This window comes from Anaerohalosphaera lusitana (assembly GCF_002007645.1).
Taxonomy (GTDB): domain Bacteria; phylum Planctomycetota; class Phycisphaerae; order Sedimentisphaerales; family Anaerohalosphaeraceae; genus Anaerohalosphaera; species Anaerohalosphaera lusitana.
The window spans coordinates 2,738,973-2,755,579 of record NZ_CP019791.1 but is presented as its reverse complement, the minus strand read 5'-3'; the positions used below and the strand labels follow the sequence as shown (position 1 = coordinate 2,755,579).

The 16,607-nt window shown below is 51.7% G+C and carries 11 protein-coding genes; 7 read left to right on the top strand and 4 right to left on the bottom strand.

Annotated features, from left to right (window positions below; genetic code table 11):
* Positions 1-138: 138 nt before the first annotated feature.
* The 7 genes from STSP2_RS11130 to STSP2_RS11100 all read left to right on the top strand — a co-directional run bounded on the left by STSP2_RS11130 (position 139) and on the right by STSP2_RS11100 (position 11,501).
* Complete coding sequence (locus tag STSP2_RS11130) at positions 139-1,167, top strand: LacI family DNA-binding transcriptional regulator (protein ID WP_146662669.1); 1,029 nt, start codon at positions 139-141, stop codon at positions 1,165-1,167.
* A 104-nt stretch (positions 1,168-1,271) separates the two neighbouring features.
* Entirely contained in the window at positions 1,272-4,445 is a 3,174-nt protein-coding gene (locus STSP2_RS11125) for a hypothetical protein (RefSeq protein ID WP_146662668.1), read from the top strand.
* A 224-nt stretch (positions 4,446-4,669) separates the two neighbouring features.
* The gene (locus STSP2_RS11120) at positions 4,670-5,059 is read left to right on the top strand and encodes a hypothetical protein (RefSeq protein ID WP_169853165.1); all 390 of its coding nucleotides are present in this window, start codon (positions 4,670-4,672) and stop codon (positions 5,057-5,059) included.
* 88 nt (positions 5,060-5,147) lie between these two features.
* Complete coding sequence (locus STSP2_RS11115) at positions 5,148-6,503, top strand: TolC family protein (RefSeq protein WP_169853164.1); 1,356 nt, start codon at positions 5,148-5,150, stop codon at positions 6,501-6,503.
* Between the two features lies 1 nt (position 6,504).
* A complete protein-coding gene (locus tag STSP2_RS11110; RefSeq protein WP_146662665.1) occupies positions 6,505-7,893 on the top strand; it encodes an efflux RND transporter periplasmic adaptor subunit in 1,389 nt (462 codons plus the stop codon).
* Positions 7,894-7,903: 10 nt separating this feature from the next.
* A complete protein-coding gene (locus STSP2_RS11105; RefSeq protein ID WP_146662664.1) occupies positions 7,904-11,008 on the top strand; it encodes an efflux RND transporter permease subunit in 3,105 nt (1,034 codons plus the stop codon).
* Entirely contained in the window at positions 11,001-11,501 is a 501-nt protein-coding gene (locus tag STSP2_RS11100; protein ID WP_205847874.1) for an IS630 family transposase, read from the top strand. The genes STSP2_RS11105 and STSP2_RS11100 overlap by 8 nt, the downstream gene beginning before the upstream one ends.
* 230 nt (positions 11,502-11,731) lie before the next feature.
* Here the strand turns inward: STSP2_RS11100 and STSP2_RS11095 are convergent, their stop codons facing one another.
* The 4 genes from STSP2_RS11095 to STSP2_RS11080 all read right to left on the bottom strand — a co-directional run bounded on the left by STSP2_RS11095 (position 11,732) and on the right by STSP2_RS11080 (position 16,595).
* Positions 11,732-12,508, bottom strand: coding sequence for a type II secretion system protein (locus STSP2_RS11095; RefSeq protein ID WP_146662662.1), 777 nt, complete (start codon positions 12,506-12,508; stop codon positions 11,732-11,734).
* Positions 12,509-12,631: 123 nt separating this feature from the next.
* Positions 12,632-13,708 (bottom strand): glycoside hydrolase family 43 protein, encoded by a 1,077-nt coding sequence (locus STSP2_RS11090; protein ID WP_146662660.1) that lies wholly within the window; start codon positions 13,706-13,708, stop codon positions 12,632-12,634.
* A 21-nt stretch (positions 13,709-13,729) separates the two neighbouring features.
* Positions 13,730-14,782: an aldose epimerase family protein gene (locus STSP2_RS11085; RefSeq protein ID WP_418202214.1), complete on the bottom strand. Its 1,053-nt coding sequence runs from the start codon at positions 14,780-14,782 to the stop codon at positions 13,730-13,732.
* A 133-nt stretch (positions 14,783-14,915) separates the two neighbouring features.
* A complete protein-coding gene (locus STSP2_RS11080) occupies positions 14,916-16,595 on the bottom strand; it encodes an arylsulfatase (RefSeq protein WP_146662656.1) in 1,680 nt (559 codons plus the stop codon).
* Positions 16,596-16,607 lie beyond the last annotated feature (12 nt).

Sequence of the window (16,607 nt, the reverse complement as noted above, 5' to 3'; positions counted from 1 at the left end):
GACGTACAATACATGCAACTTAACAAACTGCCGTCATATAGGCATTGACTCAAGTGTCTGATAATGATATAATTAACAAGCAACCGATTGCTACAATATTTTAGCAATGAGATTTGGCTGGATTAGAAGGGATAGATTATGTCGAATGCAACTGCAAATCTAAGCGACGTGGCAAAGCGTGCGGGCGTAAGCAAGTCCACAGTAAGCCGCGTGCTCAACAATAAGCTGGGCAACGGTTTTTCCGTCAAAGAGGAGGTGCGCAGCCGCGTGATAGATGCTGCCAAACAGCTCAACTATCGACCCAACCTGATCGCACAGAGTCTCACGAAAAGTAAGACACGAATGATCAGCATATTGGGCGGTTCACACGCTCTCAGCGAGCTCGGTAACATTTATCAGACCGTGGTCAACAATGCTACGGCGGTTCTCGATGAGTCGGGTGAAGGTTTTGACGTCACTATAGATATGTCCTCTCACAGCAAAACTGATTCCGAGCTGCCTGCCTGGCGTGTTGATGGTGTGATAGTACTTGCAAGCTGCAGCGAAACCACGATGCAGGAGCTTGAGTCTTCGGGCATACCCTACGTCGTCGTGAACGGCCCTGCCGGTGAGAACGGTGCGTCTGTGGTACCTGACGATGTCTGCGGCATGGTGGAGGCGATAAATCACCTTGCCGAATTCGGTCACAAAAAGATCGCATACGCGGGTCCTGTCGGGAAGGTTCTGCAGGGACACAGCAGTCTCCAGGATCGCTTCTCAACATACTTGTCTGAAATGTCCCGGCTGGGCCTTGAGCCCATTTTCGGTAAAGGCGACGTCTGCGCCTCGGCCGATAAGTTTCTAGAATCAGTTGTCATTGCACGCGGAGCAACTGCAGCGGTCGCTTACGGACATATGGGCGGGCTGAATCTGATGCAGGCGGCCCACGCACACGGAATAAGCGTCCCTGAACGTCTGAGCCTTATCTGCTTTTGTGACGAATACGCTAACAGGATCATGAGCCCTCGTCTGACATTCATAGATCTGCGAACGCGTGATATGGGCAGAATCGCTGCTGAGCTTCTGCTGGAGAAGATAAAAAGCCCTAAGCAGGAACTGAATAGATTAGTAAAGCTTGAAGAGAAGCTCGTTCTGCGTGAATCCACCGCAGCGCCAGCATCCACTTAAATGACAAGCTTCTTCCTATACTCTTAAGTAATTCCTAAGACAGAATGCCCGGGCATTTTAGCTGTTCGGGGACCGGACTTGTTTTTAAACCCACGGCGGGACAAATGGATAGAAAAATAACCACATCACACGAACTTCAGGCTGACGGCAGCTACCGAATTGCCAATTATGACAAAGGTCCGGCTTTTTCCAGTTTTCTACCGGGTATTGGCGGTTTGCGGGGTGTTCCGCTCTGGTGCATGTACGTCAACCGAGGTCAGGCAGTGGTATCTTTCGGCGTAGGCGATAAAGACAACGCTATAGCCGAATTTCTTCCCGCAAACTGGGCCTATCAGCAGGTTGGTATCCAGGGTTTTCGTACATTCTGCAAAGTCGACGGGAAATATTACGAGCCTTTCCAGAACGACCAGCAAAGCCCAGACGCCGGGTACGCCAGATCAATGACCATTGAAGCGGACAGGCTCACAATTCGCGAACAGAACAAGGACATCGGCTTAGATTTTGAGATCGAATATTTTTCGCCTGTTGATCAGCCGGTTGGTTCGCTGATAAGGCGCGTCACAGTGACCAATGCATCTTCACAAAAGATAAAGCTCAACATGCTCGACGGCCTTGCACTGATACTACCTGCCGGTTTCGCCGATTTCGCAATAAAAGCCATGCGTCATATCAATGAGGCGTATGCTTCTGTAAGACTCATTGCGGGCAAGGTGCCGTTTTGCTCGCCCAAGGTCCTTGCCCATGACGAGGCAGAGGTCATCAAAGTTGAGAAGGGCAATTTTTATGCTGCCTGGTTAGATGGCGGCAACGGCATAGAAGCCTTAGAGCCGATAGTGGATCCTGACGTGGTTTTCGGCCATGGATACGATCTCGTCACTCCCCGCCGTTTTATCGCAAATCATAATTTAGCAAGAGATGAACAGGTCTGGGAAAACCGTCTGCCCTGTGCTCTTGTACCAGTGGATTGTGAGCTCGAAGCCGGTCAGTCTGTTAAACTGACAGCCGTCGCGGGGATGGGCTCCAATGAGAAGATAACCGAGCAATATCTTGCCAGTTTCAATGATACTGAGCACGTCGATCAACTGTCCGACCAAAGCAGGAACCTGATCGCGACCACGACAGAACAGTGTCTCACAGTTTCTAACCATCTTTCACTTGACTGGTACGCACGCCAGAATCTACTGGATAATGTCCTTCGCGGCGGTGTTCCTGTGATGCTGCCGAGCAAAGACGGTCCGACCCCCCTGCCGCTGTATTCTCGCAGACATGGCGATCTGGAACGTGACTATAATTTCTTTGAGCTGCCACCTCATCCACTATCCAGCGGTCCGGGTAATTATCGTGACGTTTGTCAGAACAGACGCTCAGACATTATTCTGTATCCCGATCTGCTCGACGAAGAAATAAAAATGTTCGTCTATCTGATCCAGGCAGACGGCTACAACCCCCTCGGTGTAGAAGGATACAGGTGGGTCCTTCCGGAGGAGATAAGTCCGCAGGACATACGCCCTGACTGCGACGAACGGCCAGCACGAGAATTCGACGCACTGCTTTGTAAACCTTTCCACCCCGGTTCTCTGCTCAACTGGTTCCATACCAACGGCATCGAACTCGAAAATGAACTTGAATGGCTGCACGAGCTGCTGGCAAAATGCAATCGCAAACTGATCGCCTCCGGCCATGAAGGCGGATACTGGGTAGACCACTGGACCTATATCACGGACATGCTTGAAACCTTCGAAGCTGTCTATCCCGACAAGGTAGTCAAGATGCTCAACGGGCCGGCCGAGATCTCATGGTTCGATGAAGGTGCTCATGTAGTCAGTAGAAACGAAAAATATCTGCTCAAACCCTATGGTCCTGTCCAGCTCCATGCAGTAGTCGACGGCAGCGTCAGTGAAACAGAGTTGCCTGCTGTAACCATCTTCGGCAAGCTCTGTGCGCTGCTCGCGATCAAAGCTGTATCGTTCGACTCTGCCTGCTGCGGAATCGAAATGGAAGCTGGGCGACCAGGCTGGAACGATGCATTGAACGGTCTGCCGGGACTGTTCGGCTCTTCGACCTGTGAAGTCGCTGAGCTGGGCCGAATGGCTGCTTGGATGCAGCAGTACCTCGCTGACATGCCCGACACGTCGTTCCCAGTCGAGGTCGCTGACCTGATCGACGAAGTCGTCAATGATCTCAAGGCTGATCAATATTCCTGGGACAGATCCGCTTTAATTCGCGAAGCCTTCAGGCAACGCATTCGTAAGAATGTTTGCGGCAAAAGCCGTGTCGTAAACAAAGACGTTCTTGGCAAACTTCTCGAAGGAGTCAAAGGAAGATCACTAACAGCCATCGAGCGATCTAAAGATAAGCAAACTGGCCTGCTGCACACCTATTTCATGAATGAGCCAGTCGAGACCGCCATCGATGAGCATTGCAAAAGAGACAGCGACGGAACACCCAAACTCACAGTCAAGAGCTTCAAGCAGAAACCTATGCCCCTATTCCTTGAAGGCCAGGTGCATTATCTGCGACTCATCTCGGATCAGGAGCAGGCGAGAGAAGTATACGGTGCAGTTCGAAAGAGCCCGCTTCTCGATGAGGCACTTCAGATGTACAAGCTCAATGAATGCCTAAACGACTGCCCCGCGGAGATCGGCCGCGCACGCACATTCACAAGAGGCTGGTTCGAAAACGAATCCATCTGGCTGCACATGTCTTACAAGTATCTGCTTGAGCTTTTGCGCAATGATCTCTATGAAGAGTTCTTCTCAGATGCGAAAACTATGCTCGTCCCCTTCATGGACCCCAACGTCTACGGCAGAAGCATTCTCGAAAACAGCTCATTTATCGCTTCCTCAGCAAACCCCGACAAAAAAGCGGTAGGTAGGGGCTTTATCGCGAGGCTAAGCGGCAGCACCGCTGAATTCATAAGCATCTGGCTGCTGCTCACGGTGGGCAAAAGACTGTTCTTTATGCAAGACAATCAGCTTTGCTTTGCATTGAATCCCGTTCTGCCTGCCGAATGGTTCACCACGGAAGATAGAACGATAACATGGAAAGGCGAAAGCGTAGAAATACCGGCCGGCAGTTTCGCTTGTTCACTGCTGGGTTCGATACTGCTTGTTTATCACAATCCTGTGGACAAAGACACTTTCGGCACGGATGCAGCCAGCGTGAAAAAATATCAGATAGATGGCGGCAAGACATTTGAGAGCAGTTGCGTGAGCGGAGATATCGCTGAAAAGATCCGCCAGCGGCAGATAAACAGAATTGATGTCTGGTTATCCTGAGCCCTGTAAGATAATAGCTATTTTTGTCCTATAGCGATTAATAGTCGCAAATTAATCACCAACTCCATCGGATTTAATGACATTTCCTTTACGTTATGACCGATTATCAATAGGCACTAAGTAGCCCTGAATCCAGGTGTCGCTCATTTCCACATATAAATTTTGGTTGATTTTTACTCACATAATTTATATTATTCCAAATCATGTATGATAAAAGCCTAACAATGCTGCTAATAGTGCTGATCTTCTGCAGTCCGTTTGCCGGGTTTGCGGTGCTCTGTCACGGCTCGGACGGTCATGTAGCGATCGAGGCGCCCGGCCATGACCACTGCCACTGTGCGGAAAGCGACAGTGCGGGGGGCGATCATGCAGCAGAGCATAACGGCTCAACCATCGCTTCATCACATGACCATTGCAATGATTCGCTGCTGACAGCGGACGCGATCGCCCACAGGCTCAAGTTATCAAAAACCTTCTCACAGACAGCAGAATCTGCTCCTCTGCGATCATATCTGAACGCCTACTCACAGGCTTGTGCCGTGACTGTTCCAAAGCCCCGATCAGGGCTTTTTCGGTATCACGAGCCCCTGCAGTCTGTCATCATTATAGTCTGATCCAGACTCCCTTGAATGAAGTTTACTGATGTTCCTGCGCGCGTGGCAGGAACTTTTCGCTAACTTTCTACCTCAGGGAGTTTGTATTATGCGCAATTTTTTCATTTGCAACATGCTGGCTGCTGTTTTTGCAGCAGGATGTATGGGGCAGACCGCTCCAAATGACCCAGTCGCAGCGGGCCGGACCGTCAAGGATGCCTGCAAGAACATTAACATTGACTCGGCTGTATCGTTCGAGGAGCCGAGAGGTGAATTGACACTGGCCCGTGCTCTGGGTTTGACACTCGTACAAAATCCGGAGCTGAAATCATTTTCGCTGGAGGTGAGGGCAGCACAGGCTCGCCAGCTTCAGGCAGGTCTTACGCCTAATCCAGAACTCGAGATCGAAGTCGAAGAGGTCGGAGGTACGGGTGAGAGCAGCGGATTCGACGCTGCTGAAACAGTGATCGTCCTCAGCCAGGTAATCGAGCTGGCGGATAAGGCGCAGAAAAGAAGCGATGTCGCAGCCTTTGACAAAAAGATCGCTGCGAGCGAGTACCGGAACAAAAAACTGGAACTTTTCAGCGACACCACCAGTGCTTTCATTGCCGTCCTTCGGGCCCAGGAGAAACTCGAACTCACCCGGGAGCTGCTGAACCTGTCAAAGGCGTCGTATGACGCGGTAAGAAAGCGGGTCGCAGCGGGCAGGGATACACAGATCGAAAGCGATCGTGCAGCGATCGAGCTGGAAAACCTCAAAAGGGAGCTGGGCCAGGCTGAACGCAGGCTCGAATCTGCACGGAGCCGACTGGCCCATTTCTGGGGACAGCCAAAGGCAACGTTCAGTACAGCTTTGGGCGATCTGGAAGAGATCACCGAGCTGCCCGCACTCGAAGCTCTCGAAAAACAACTGCCCGAAACGCCTGAGTACGCACGATGGAAGCAGATGGTCAATAAAAGCCGGGCCCAGTTGAAACTGGAAAAGGCCCGCGCAGTACCGAACATCGCGATCGGAGCGGGTATGCAGCGGTTCAACGAGACCGATGACAATGCGTTTTTGTTCGGCGTTTCGATCCCGCTGCCTTTGTCGGACCGCAATCAGGGATCGATCAAAGAAGCCGTTTACAATCTGGGCCGAACCAGATACCAGCAAACGGCGGCCCAGATCGAATTGCATAATGAGTTGATCCAAGCCTACCAGGAACTTGCAAATGCCCATGCCCAGGTGATCTCCCTTCGTGACGAGATACTGCCCCGGGCCGAGCGCATGTTCCAGACATCACAGAAAGCATACAATGCGGGTAAAATTGACTACCTGAATGTGCTCGATGCTCAACGCACTCTGTTTGATGTAAGGAGCGAGTGGCTTGAGAGCCTTGCAGAGTATCACCTGGCTAAAACCGAAATAGCCCGTCTCACCGGAACGGAAACAAGTTCTGAAAATCTTAGTGACAGCGAGGAATAATATGAAGACCAGAAACATAATCACAGTTATAACAGTTTTGATCCTTGTTGCAGGTATAGGTTACATCGCGGCAACCAACTTCAAAACAATGGGCGGCGAAATGCCGGGTCATACAGATTCAGTCAGCGAGCATCAAGATCATGCGGAAGCTGACCACTCAACCCATGAAGGCCATGGTGACCATGAAGGCCACGATGAGCATACAGAAAATATCGAGCAAGAACCCGATGACCACGCAGACCATGATGAACATGACGAGGGGCATGCGGATCACGACGATCACGCTGAAGAGAGCGAAGACTCACATGCCGACCATGATGAAGCCCAGGTCGTTGAGCTCACCGATGAACAGATCGAAGAGATCGGTCTTGTAACAGATGTCGCGGGTCCAGGCACCATCAGGAAAACGATCGCCCTTCCCGGTGAGATCCGAGTGAACCAGGACCGGATGGCCCATATTGTTCCCCGTGTACCGGGTGCTGCAATCAAGGTAAACAAGAGCCTCGGCGACTCCGTAAAAGAAGGCGAGGTCATCGCAGTGATCGACAGCAGCGAGCTGGCTGATGCCAAAGCAGCATTTCTTGCGGCTGTCGAAAGACTCGAAATGGCCAGGCTGACATTCGAACGTGAAGAAAAGCTCTGGAAGGACAAAGTCTCCGCTGAGCAGGATTATCTTGCAGCAAAGCAGGCACTCTCCGAAGCCCGGATCGAAAGACGGGCCGCGCGGCAAAAGCTTCAGGCCATCGGTTTTGGCGATCAATATATCCAGAACCTGCCTGAGGAGCCCGATCAGCAGCTCACACGATATGAAATAAAGGCTCCGTTCGACGGTACCATCATTCAAAAACACATAGTACTGGGCGAACTGCTCGATACCTCTTCGCCGGTCTATATAGTCGCGGACCTGAGCTCGGTGTGGGTTGACCTGCAGGTTTATCCAAAGGATCTCGCCTCAGTCGAGCCCGGGAGCAGGGTTACCGTTTCCGCGCCGGCTGCGATATCTAATCAGACAGGTACTATCGACTACGTCGGACCGATACTGGGGGCCGATTCGAGAACCGCGCTTGCTCGTGTTGTGCTGTCGAATGAGTCCGGCAAGCTGAGACCGGGCCTTTACGTCACGGGCACGGTCACTGTTAAAGATCAGGAAGTTCCAATTATAGTCCCAAAGAACGCTGTACAAAGGCTTCATGAGCAAAAATGCGTCTTTATCAAGGACGAGCATGGTTTTGAACCGGCATTCGTGAAGACGGGACTGGAGAGCAGAACGCATGTTCAGATAGTCTCGGGCCTGTCACCCGGACAGACCTACGTAACCCAGGGCGCGTTTACTCTCAAGTCAAAGATCATCACGTCAACTCTCGACAGCCACGCCGGCCACGGTCACTAAGGAGTCAGATATGCACCATAAAATAGTAAGATTTTCATTACACTATCGTTTTTTCATAGTACTCGCGATAATCGGCATCGCTGCGCTGGGGATATATCATTACAAAAAGCTGCCGGTAGATGCCTTTCCGGATATCTCGCCGGTGATGGTTCCGGTGTTTGCGGAGGCCCACGGGATGGCGCCCGAGGAAGTGGAACGGCTTATTACCTTCCCCATCGAGTCCGCCATGAACGGTCTGCCCGATGTCAAGCAGATAAAGTCAACGTCAGCGTTCGGCATGGCGGTGATATACGTATATTTCGAGGATGATACGGACATTTACTTTGCGCGTCAGATAGTGTCCGAACGTCTGAACGAAGCACTTTCGCAACTGCCTGAAATGCATGAACCGCCGACGCTGGGGCCCATTTCTACCGGACTGGGGCAGGTGTTCATTTATTATCTTGCAATGGACGAAGACACAGACACTGAAGGCAAGGACCCCAGCACCTACCTGCGTGAACTGAATGACTGGGTCGTAAAGTATCAGCTTCAGACGGTGCCCGGTGTTACGGACATTCTTTCCATCGGCGGGCACGTTTTACAGTATCAGATACGGGTGGATCCACATGCGCTCAATAAGTTCGATGTGGGGCTGGAGGATATTGTCGCCGCGGTTAATAAGAATAATGAGAATGCGGGCGGGCAGTTCCTTGTGCTCGGAAACGAAGAATACCTGGTACGCGGTATCGGTCTGGTGCAGGACCTCGAGCACATTCGCAATATCCACGTCAAGGTCACGGACGGCACTCCCGTCAAGGTTGAAGACGTTGCGAACGTCCAGTATGGCAAAGAGATCCGCCGAGGGGTCGTATCCCGTAACGGCAGGCAGGAAGTCGTCTCGGGCATCGTCATGAAGCTCTACGGCACGAATACCTCTAATGTGATCGACCGCCTGTACGAAAAGATTCCTGAGGTGCAGGACGCCCTGCCGGATGGCGTTGAGCTTGTTCCGTACTACGAACAGGCCGACTTAGTTGATCAAGCCACATGGACCGTTAAAAAGGCGCTTCTGCAGGGAGCCGTCCTGGTGATCGCCGTGCTGTTCATCTTCCTGGGCAATCTCCGCTCGGCATTCATCGTTTCGCTCGCCCTGCCGTTATGCGCGTTCATCTCGATCATCCTGATGCGATTGACGGGCATATCCGCGAACCTGATGTCCCTCGGCGGTATCGCGATCGGAATCGGTATGCTCGGTGACGGCGCGATCGTTATGGTCGAAAACATTTTTCGGCATCTCAATACGAATGCGGGCAATACACTCGTTAAAAAGACAGACATTATATATGAGGCCGCCCGTGAGGTAGCCAAACCAATCATCTTTTCCATACTGATCATCATCACCGTCTTCCTGCCGATCTTCAGTCTTGAAGACGTCGAGGGCAAGATGTTCTCGCCGATGGCGTTCACACTTTCGTTCGCGATGTTCGGCTCGTTGATAATCGCCATCGTCGCCGCCCCGGCACTGTGCACCTATCTGCTCAAAGCCAGGAAGCACAAAGAGTTCATACTCGTGAGATTTCTGAAAAAGCTCTACAAGCCGCTGCTCAGCGTAGTGATCGATCACAGATTCATTGTGCTGGTTCTGGTGATCCTTGCGTTCGCTTCGAGTCTGCTGCTCGTTCCTCATCTGGGTACGGAATTCATACCTACACTTGAGGAAGGTTCGATCCTTGTGGGGGTAACAATGGCGCCGGCCACTTCGCTCGAAAAGGGAAAGGAGATCATTCAGACGCTCGAAAGAAAGGTCATGAAGTTTGACGCAGTCGAAGAGGTCATCTCGCGTATAGGCAGGCCGGAGGCGGGCAGCCATCCGCATCCGGTCAATTATGCCGAGGTACACATCGAACTGAAACCAAAGGATCAGTGGGAAAATTACAGCAACAAAAAAGAGTTGATCGCGGGCCTCAACGAATCTCTCTCGACCTATCCGGGTATACAGCTCAATTTCACGCAGCCGATCCAGAACGCCTTTGACGAGCTGCTTTCGGGTATCAAGGCCCAGGTCGCCATTAAGCTGTTCGGCGAGGACCTTGATATCCTGCAGGCCAGAGCTACGGAGATACGCAACTCCATCGATAACATACCGGGACTTGTGGATCTGGCCGTCGAACAGAGCCTCGGTCAGCCGCAGGTGCAGGTCATAGCCGACAGAGCGGCGTGCGAACGTTACGGCATCAATGTCAGCGACATTCTAGAGCTCGTCGAACTGGCTATTGGCGGTGAAGTGGTGGACAACATATATCTCAACACCCGCCGATTCGGCATCCATGTTCGATACCAGGAACCCTACCGCTCGGATCCGGCGACCATCGAGAATCTGCTGGTGCATGGTCAGGACGGCAAATTAATACCGCTGAAGGAAGTGGCGGAGGTGAAGGAAGTGGTTGGGCCGATCCAGGTCAACCGCGAAAAGAATCAGCGGCGATGGATCGTGCAGGGCAATGTCCGCGGACGAGACCTGGGCAGCGTGGTCGCCGACATCAAGGATCGCATCGACGGGCGGATAGATCTGCCCGCGGGTTACTTTGTCGAATACGGCGGTCAGTTCGAGAATCAGCAGCGAGCGATGGCACGGTTGTCCATCATTGTACCCATAGTACTCGTATTGATCTTTTTGCTGCTGTATCTGACATTCGGCTCGATCAAGGAAGCACTGCTGATCATTATTAATGTGCCGCTTGCGCTCATCGGGGGCATCGTCGGGCTGTATCTGATGAAAGAATACCTCTCCGTTCCAGCCGCTGTGGGGTTCATAGCACTGTTCGGCATTGCAGTTCAGAACGGCGTGGTGCTGGTAAGCTATATCAACCAGCTCAGACAGCAAGGCAGCGACACCAAAGAGGCGATCATCTCCGGCGCACTCCAGCGTCTGAGGCCCGTTCTGATGACTGCGATGACAACCGTTTTGGGGCTGCTTCCGCTTCTGCTGTCGGACGGCATAGGCTCGGAAGTACAGAGACCCCTCGCATCAGTGGTAGTGTTCGGCCTGAGCTCAGCGACCATACTGACGCTGTTCGTGATCCCGGCGTTTTACCCGTGGTTCGCGATGAAACTCGAAGTTGAAAGTGAATAAAACCGGCCACAAACGATCAGGCGCCGGCAAATGGGCCCGTCGGGGGACCCGGCCGACGGCGTGGCGGCAAACGCAATATGAATATCTGTATGTCCTCGGGGCGGCCTGCCCGCAAACCGGACAGACGGTGGGACTGCTGGCGCCGTGCCTGAACACCGACAGCGTCAACGCGTTCTTCCGGGAGTTTGAAAAGGAAGTGGATCCTGCCGTCCACGTGTTTATGATCTGGGACCAGGCAGGCTTCCATACGTCGAAGAAAGTCAAGGTGCCGGAGAATGTGACAATCATCCCGCTGCCGCCGTATTCACCGCAGCTCAATCCGATAGAAACGCTGTGGCTGTACCTTCGGCAGCATCACTGGTCCAACCGCGTCTATGACGGATATGATCACTTAAGACGGGCCGCTAACCAGGCATGGCACAAGGTCTGTCTGAACACAAGAAAAATCAAATCCATCTGCCGGGCAAAATACATCGAAAACGCCTTTATATAATGGATCGGTATAAGACCAAACGGCTCAGCTACAGCAATACACGACAGATGAGAAGGATAAATCCCTAACAGTAGCTGATATATGATTCGGGGCAGGTCAAGGCAAATAATGTACAGGTACAGAGATGAAAAAAGCCTCACAAATCTCTGACCTGCAAGGCTTTACAAAATACATATTACAGCTTAGATAAGCGGCTCTTTGCTCACCAAAATTGAACTGTACCGTAATTACTACCAGTAATGGGCCGGCATATTCCTTTTATCCGGATTTCGCTCTATCATGTCATCATACTTTACCCATTCGACGTGGCCGTCCGCAAAGCCTGCATTGCCGCCTTGCGGCTGGCCATTGTTTTTTATGTGGGAAGTGTTGTCCATGAGACCGAAGGCTGCAGATCCTCCTACGATGTCGGTAAATTTTTCCGTGTTTCGGTCCTGGAGGACCGCGTCAGAAAACAGGGTAAAACTGGACGCATTTTTGATTGCGGAGAGCTTGCGATGCAGATCGACATCAACAGGATCGAATCCGCGTACGCTGCCGTCAGCCCGCGGTGCAATATAAAAGTAACTCATTACGCGGTAGTTCTGCCGTCTCCAGGTGGTGTCCGTTTCCTCTTCACGTTCCGGAACCTTACCATCATTCATAACGGCTTCACTGTATCTCCAGAACTTTTCCATGTTCTGTTCTTTCGACTTGACCCGGTCTGCCGGGCAGTAAAACGTTTCTTTTACCATTCCACCCTCGTCCATCAGGAAATCGGTGGTGTAATAGCTTATGTCCCAGTACCAGAAACCGGATTCGTTCAGAGGAAGCTTGTCATTGTTCTGACTTGCGTAGAGGTGTGTGCCCAAATTGATCTGTTTTACATTATTGCCGCAGACAACACGTCTGGCCATACCCTTAACTTTGCTCAAAGCCGGCATCATAATCGACATCAGCAGTGCTATGATCGCGATCACGACCAGCAACTCTATGAGAGTAAACGCTTTTCTTTTTTGATCTAACATTTCAAAATCCTTTCATTATAGTCATTAGTAACTATCGATTAAATTCACAACACGAGAGCACAACTAAACACAATTGTCATGACTCGGTTTATGCTCATAATTAAAACATTTAAACATTCTATATTAGTATTTTTTAATGCCTGACGGTTTTTCCATTACGGTTGAAGTTGGCAGCGGGATTCCAAAAACAGGCATGTCATTATCACTCCATTCGATTTTCTGTGCGCGGGGAGAGCGTTTTCTGCCGCATCCGTCAGCGGGCTTGTCGTTGGCGTGATAGAGGATCCAATCCTCTTTGCCGTCCGGACTTTTGAAGAAACAGTTGTGGCCGGTACCGTAGACTCCATTTTCAGGACATTGCTGGAAGACAGGTTCCGACGACTTGGTCCATGAGTTGGGATCCATAGGATCGCTGTCTATGTCGGCCGTGAGCATGCCCAGAGCATAGTCCGGTGTCCAGCAGCCGCTGCATGAATAGACGACATGCATTTTGCTGCCGTGTTTGAGCATCTGCGGTCCTTCGTTGACGTAAACCGGCGCTGAGGGGCCGTTGCCCGGCGGGGACTTCCATACGCGCTCCCAGTCGTATTCTGGTTCGCTGAGCTGGACGCGGTCGGAGGATACCGTCCAGGGATTGGACATGCGTGCGATATAAATACGCTGGGTCTCGATGTGAACCTTGGGCACCTTCCAGCCGGACCACATCAGGTACAGTTGGCCCTTGTGTTCGAACACTGTTCCGTCAATCGCCCAGTTGTCTGCCGGGTCGGTCTTTATACGAGCCTTCATGCCAAAACTGCCCATGAAAGGGTCCTTGCTTTTATTTTGCAGGACATAGAGCCGGTGGTTATGATTGTTTCCGTCGTCAGCGGCATAATAGACGTACCATGCTCCGCGAATGAAGTGAATTTCGGGAGCCCAGAGATTTTTGGAATGGCTGGTTCCTGCGGGGGCACGCCAGATGACCTTTCTTTCGGCCCGGGCGAGGTTGGTTATATCAGGGGTCTTGAGCAGAACGAGCCTGTTTCTCTCGGACTTGATATAGTAATACTGTCCGTTATGATAAACCGTCCATGGATCTGGGCCGGACTTGAGCAGCGGATTCGTGAAGGTGTCCGCAGACTCTGTCGATTGCGCGACACCTGTCACACTCAGCACTAACGCAACAACCAATATTATTATTAGACTGACTGTTTTCATAGCTTTCTTATTCAACAGCAATTACTTTGTTGAGAATCGATAAATAGTCCGTGTATTGTAAGTATCTCCCGGACGTAAAATCGTACTTGGGAACTGCGGCTGATTCGGGCTGTCGGGGTAGTGCTGTGTCTCGAGGCAGAGGCCGCCGCGGTAAACATATGGCTTGCCGGATTTGCCTTTGAGCCTGCCGTCGAGGAAGTTGCCGCAGTAGAACTGAACGCCGGGCTCTTCAGTGTAGACTTTCATGAAACGGCCGCTGGCGGGTTCGTAGACGGTAGCGGCAAGGGTCATGTTCTTGCCATCTTTGTTGAGCACAAAATTGTGATCATAGCCACCGCCGAAGGTGAGCTGTTGATTTTCCTGTTCGATGTCCCGGCCGATGGCCTTCGGAGATGTGAAATCGAACGGTGTGCCCTTGACCGGCTGCAGCTTGCCTGTCGGGATCAATGTGCTATCCACAGGAGTGAAGTAATCAGCATTGATCATGAGCTTGTGATCGAGGATGGTTCCATTGCCTTCGCCTGCCAGGTTGAAGTATGTATGGTTCGTCAGATTTACGGGGGTCGCTTTGTCGGTGGTTGCGTAATAGTCGATAACCAGCTCATTGTCGTCGGTGAGCTTGTAGGTGACTTTGGCGTTGAGGTTGCCGGGGTATCCCTCTTCCATATCTTTGGCAAGGTAGGTCAGCTCCACGCCAGTGTAACCGTCACCTTGTATATAAGAACCATCCCAGACGACCTTATCGAAACCGATAGTGCCGCCGTGCAGGTGGTTGGGGCCGTTGTTCGTCGCAAGGGTGTAAGTTTCACCGTCGAGTGTGAACTGGCCCTCGGCGATACGGTTTCCGTAACGACCGACGACTGCGCCGAAGTACGGCTTGTCAACGGCGTTGATGTAATCTTCTACGCGGTCGTATCCCAGCGCAACGTCAGCCAGTTCGCCGTCGCGGTCCGGAACCACGATCGAGGTCACGATAGCACCGTAATTGGTGATCTTGACGGTCATGCCAGCATCGTTCTGCAGTTCGTAGAGTTTGATGCTGTCAAAGTCTAGTACTTTCGCCTGCTTCTGCATATCGCAACCGGCGAAGAATATGATCGAGATACTAACACAGATAATCATCCACAGCTTGTTCATTTTCTGGTCTCCAAAAGATCGTAATGTTTCTCTATTTTTATTGGGTCAGCAGCTTTTTTTATTCTTCCAGCTAGAAAGGAACGTTATGATTGTTATAGCGTTGTTTGAGCCCTAAATCCTTAGCCCATTCGGTCCATTTGGCTTCCAATTCATTGAACTTATCAGGATACTGTGCAGCAACATTCCTGGTCTCAGTCAAATCCTGCTCGAGATGGTATAGCTCCCACTGTTCTCTGGGGCCACTGAAATCGACCAGCTTCCAGCCATCGAAAATGACCGCCCTGCCGAACTCGTGTTCGAAGAAGATGGTGTCGTGTCCCTGGCGAACTTTGCCTTCGATGATAGGTTTGAGCGATTCGCCGTGTATTGGATTGATGGTGTGACCTTTGTACTTTTGGGGATAAGAGGCACCTGAGAGCTCAAGGCATGTGGCGGCGATATCCATCACGTGTCCGCTTTGATGCGTAATAGAACCTGGTGTTGTTTTCAATCCCGCGGGCCAATGAACTATCAATGGAGTATTACAGCCTCCTTCATAGGATTCTTTTTTCCAGTATTTGAAAGGCGTATTGGCGGCGTTTGCCCAGGCCTGGCCGATCCCGCAATAGCTGGTTTCTGAGCCGAGCTTCTCAACCGGCGCTGCACGATTGTAGAGCACTTTGCGTCCGTCGCGGGTGTATGCGGTTCTGTCGTAGCCGGGTGTGGGATAAGATTCAGGGGATGCTCCATTGTCGGAGAGGAAGAGTATCAGGGTGTTTTCATACTGTCCTGTTTGCTTCAAGATTTCAATGACGCGTCCCATGTTCTGATCGATGCAGTCGATCATCGCAGCGTGTACTTCCATTTTTCGCCGTTGATAGGCCTTTTCGTCTTCAGGCAGTTCGTCCCACTTTCGTCCGCCATCCTGCAGGTCGGGCAATGGAGCCTTCTTTTCGTCAAACAGTCCAAGTTCCAACTGACGCTGGTACCTGTCCTTGCGCAGTTTCTCCCAGCCGTCATCATAGGTTCCGCGATACTTTTCGATATCCTTCTTTTTGGCGTGCAGCGGCCAGTGCGGCGCACAGTGCGCGTAGTACATGAAGAATGGTTCGTCTTTGTCAGCGTAACCTTTGATGTAATCTACTGCTTTGTCGGTGATGGCATCGGTGAAATAATAGTCTTGCGGCACCTGCTTGACCGGTTTGACTCCTTCGACAAGTGAGAAGGGGTCGAAGTAATCAATAACGCCCCAGATGACCCCGTAGAACTTGTCAAAGCCGCGGTTGACGGGATAGCTGTCGATGGGCGCAAATGGTTCGTGCTGGATATGATGGTCGAGCCATTTCTGGTGCCTGTCACCGAGGGTCGGTGTATGAGACAAGTGCCATTTGCCCACCATTGCTGTATTGTAACCAGCGGGCTTGAGCATCTCAGGGATCGTGACGCCGCTGCTTGCAAGTGTTCGTCCGTTGACAGTCAGGCCGACCTCGTGGGGATACTGACCTGTCAGCAGAGCGGCACGCGTGGGGCAGCATCTTGCGCAGTTGCGGAACTGTGTGAAGCGAAGGCCGTTATCAGCAAGCGAATCGATGTTCGGCGTATCGATCTCACCGCCGTAACAGCCCAAGTCCGAGAAACCCATGTCATCGACCATCACAACCATGATGTTGGGGGCGGCGGCCTTTTTCGGCGTCTTGGCATTGGCAGTTGGTAATGCGCTCAACCCGAGAGCGCCTGCGGCTACTGTTTTTAGAAAATCACGTCTTTGCATTATTGAAACTCC

What these genes read in the sequence shown, in the direction of transcription:
- STSP2_RS11080 (WP_146662656.1), bottom strand. Translation starts at nt 16,595, where the DNA reads ATGCAAAGACGTGATTTTCTAAAAACAGTAGCCGCAGGCGCTCTCGGG.
- STSP2_RS11085 (WP_418202214.1), bottom strand. Translation starts at nt 14,782, where the DNA reads ATGCAGAAGCAGGCGAAAGTACTAGACTTTGACAGCATCAAACTCTAC.
- STSP2_RS11120 (WP_169853165.1), top strand. Translation starts at nt 4,670, where the DNA reads ATGCTGCTAATAGTGCTGATCTTCTGCAGTCCGTTTGCCGGGTTTGCG.
- STSP2_RS11105 (WP_146662664.1), top strand. Translation starts at nt 7,904, where the DNA reads ATGCACCATAAAATAGTAAGATTTTCATTACACTATCGTTTTTTCATA.
- STSP2_RS11130 (WP_146662669.1), top strand. Translation starts at nt 139, where the DNA reads ATGTCGAATGCAACTGCAAATCTAAGCGACGTGGCAAAGCGTGCGGGC.
- STSP2_RS11090 (WP_146662660.1), bottom strand. Translation starts at nt 13,708, where the DNA reads ATGAAAACAGTCAGTCTAATAATAATATTGGTTGTTGCGTTAGTGCTG.
- STSP2_RS11125 (WP_146662668.1), top strand. Translation starts at nt 1,272, where the DNA reads ATGGATAGAAAAATAACCACATCACACGAACTTCAGGCTGACGGCAGC.
- STSP2_RS11110 (WP_146662665.1), top strand. Translation starts at nt 6,505, where the DNA reads ATGAAGACCAGAAACATAATCACAGTTATAACAGTTTTGATCCTTGTT.
- STSP2_RS11115 (WP_169853164.1), top strand. Translation starts at nt 5,148, where the DNA reads ATGCGCAATTTTTTCATTTGCAACATGCTGGCTGCTGTTTTTGCAGCA.
- STSP2_RS11095 (WP_146662662.1), bottom strand. Translation starts at nt 12,508, where the DNA reads ATGTTAGATCAAAAAAGAAAAGCGTTTACTCTCATAGAGTTGCTGGTC.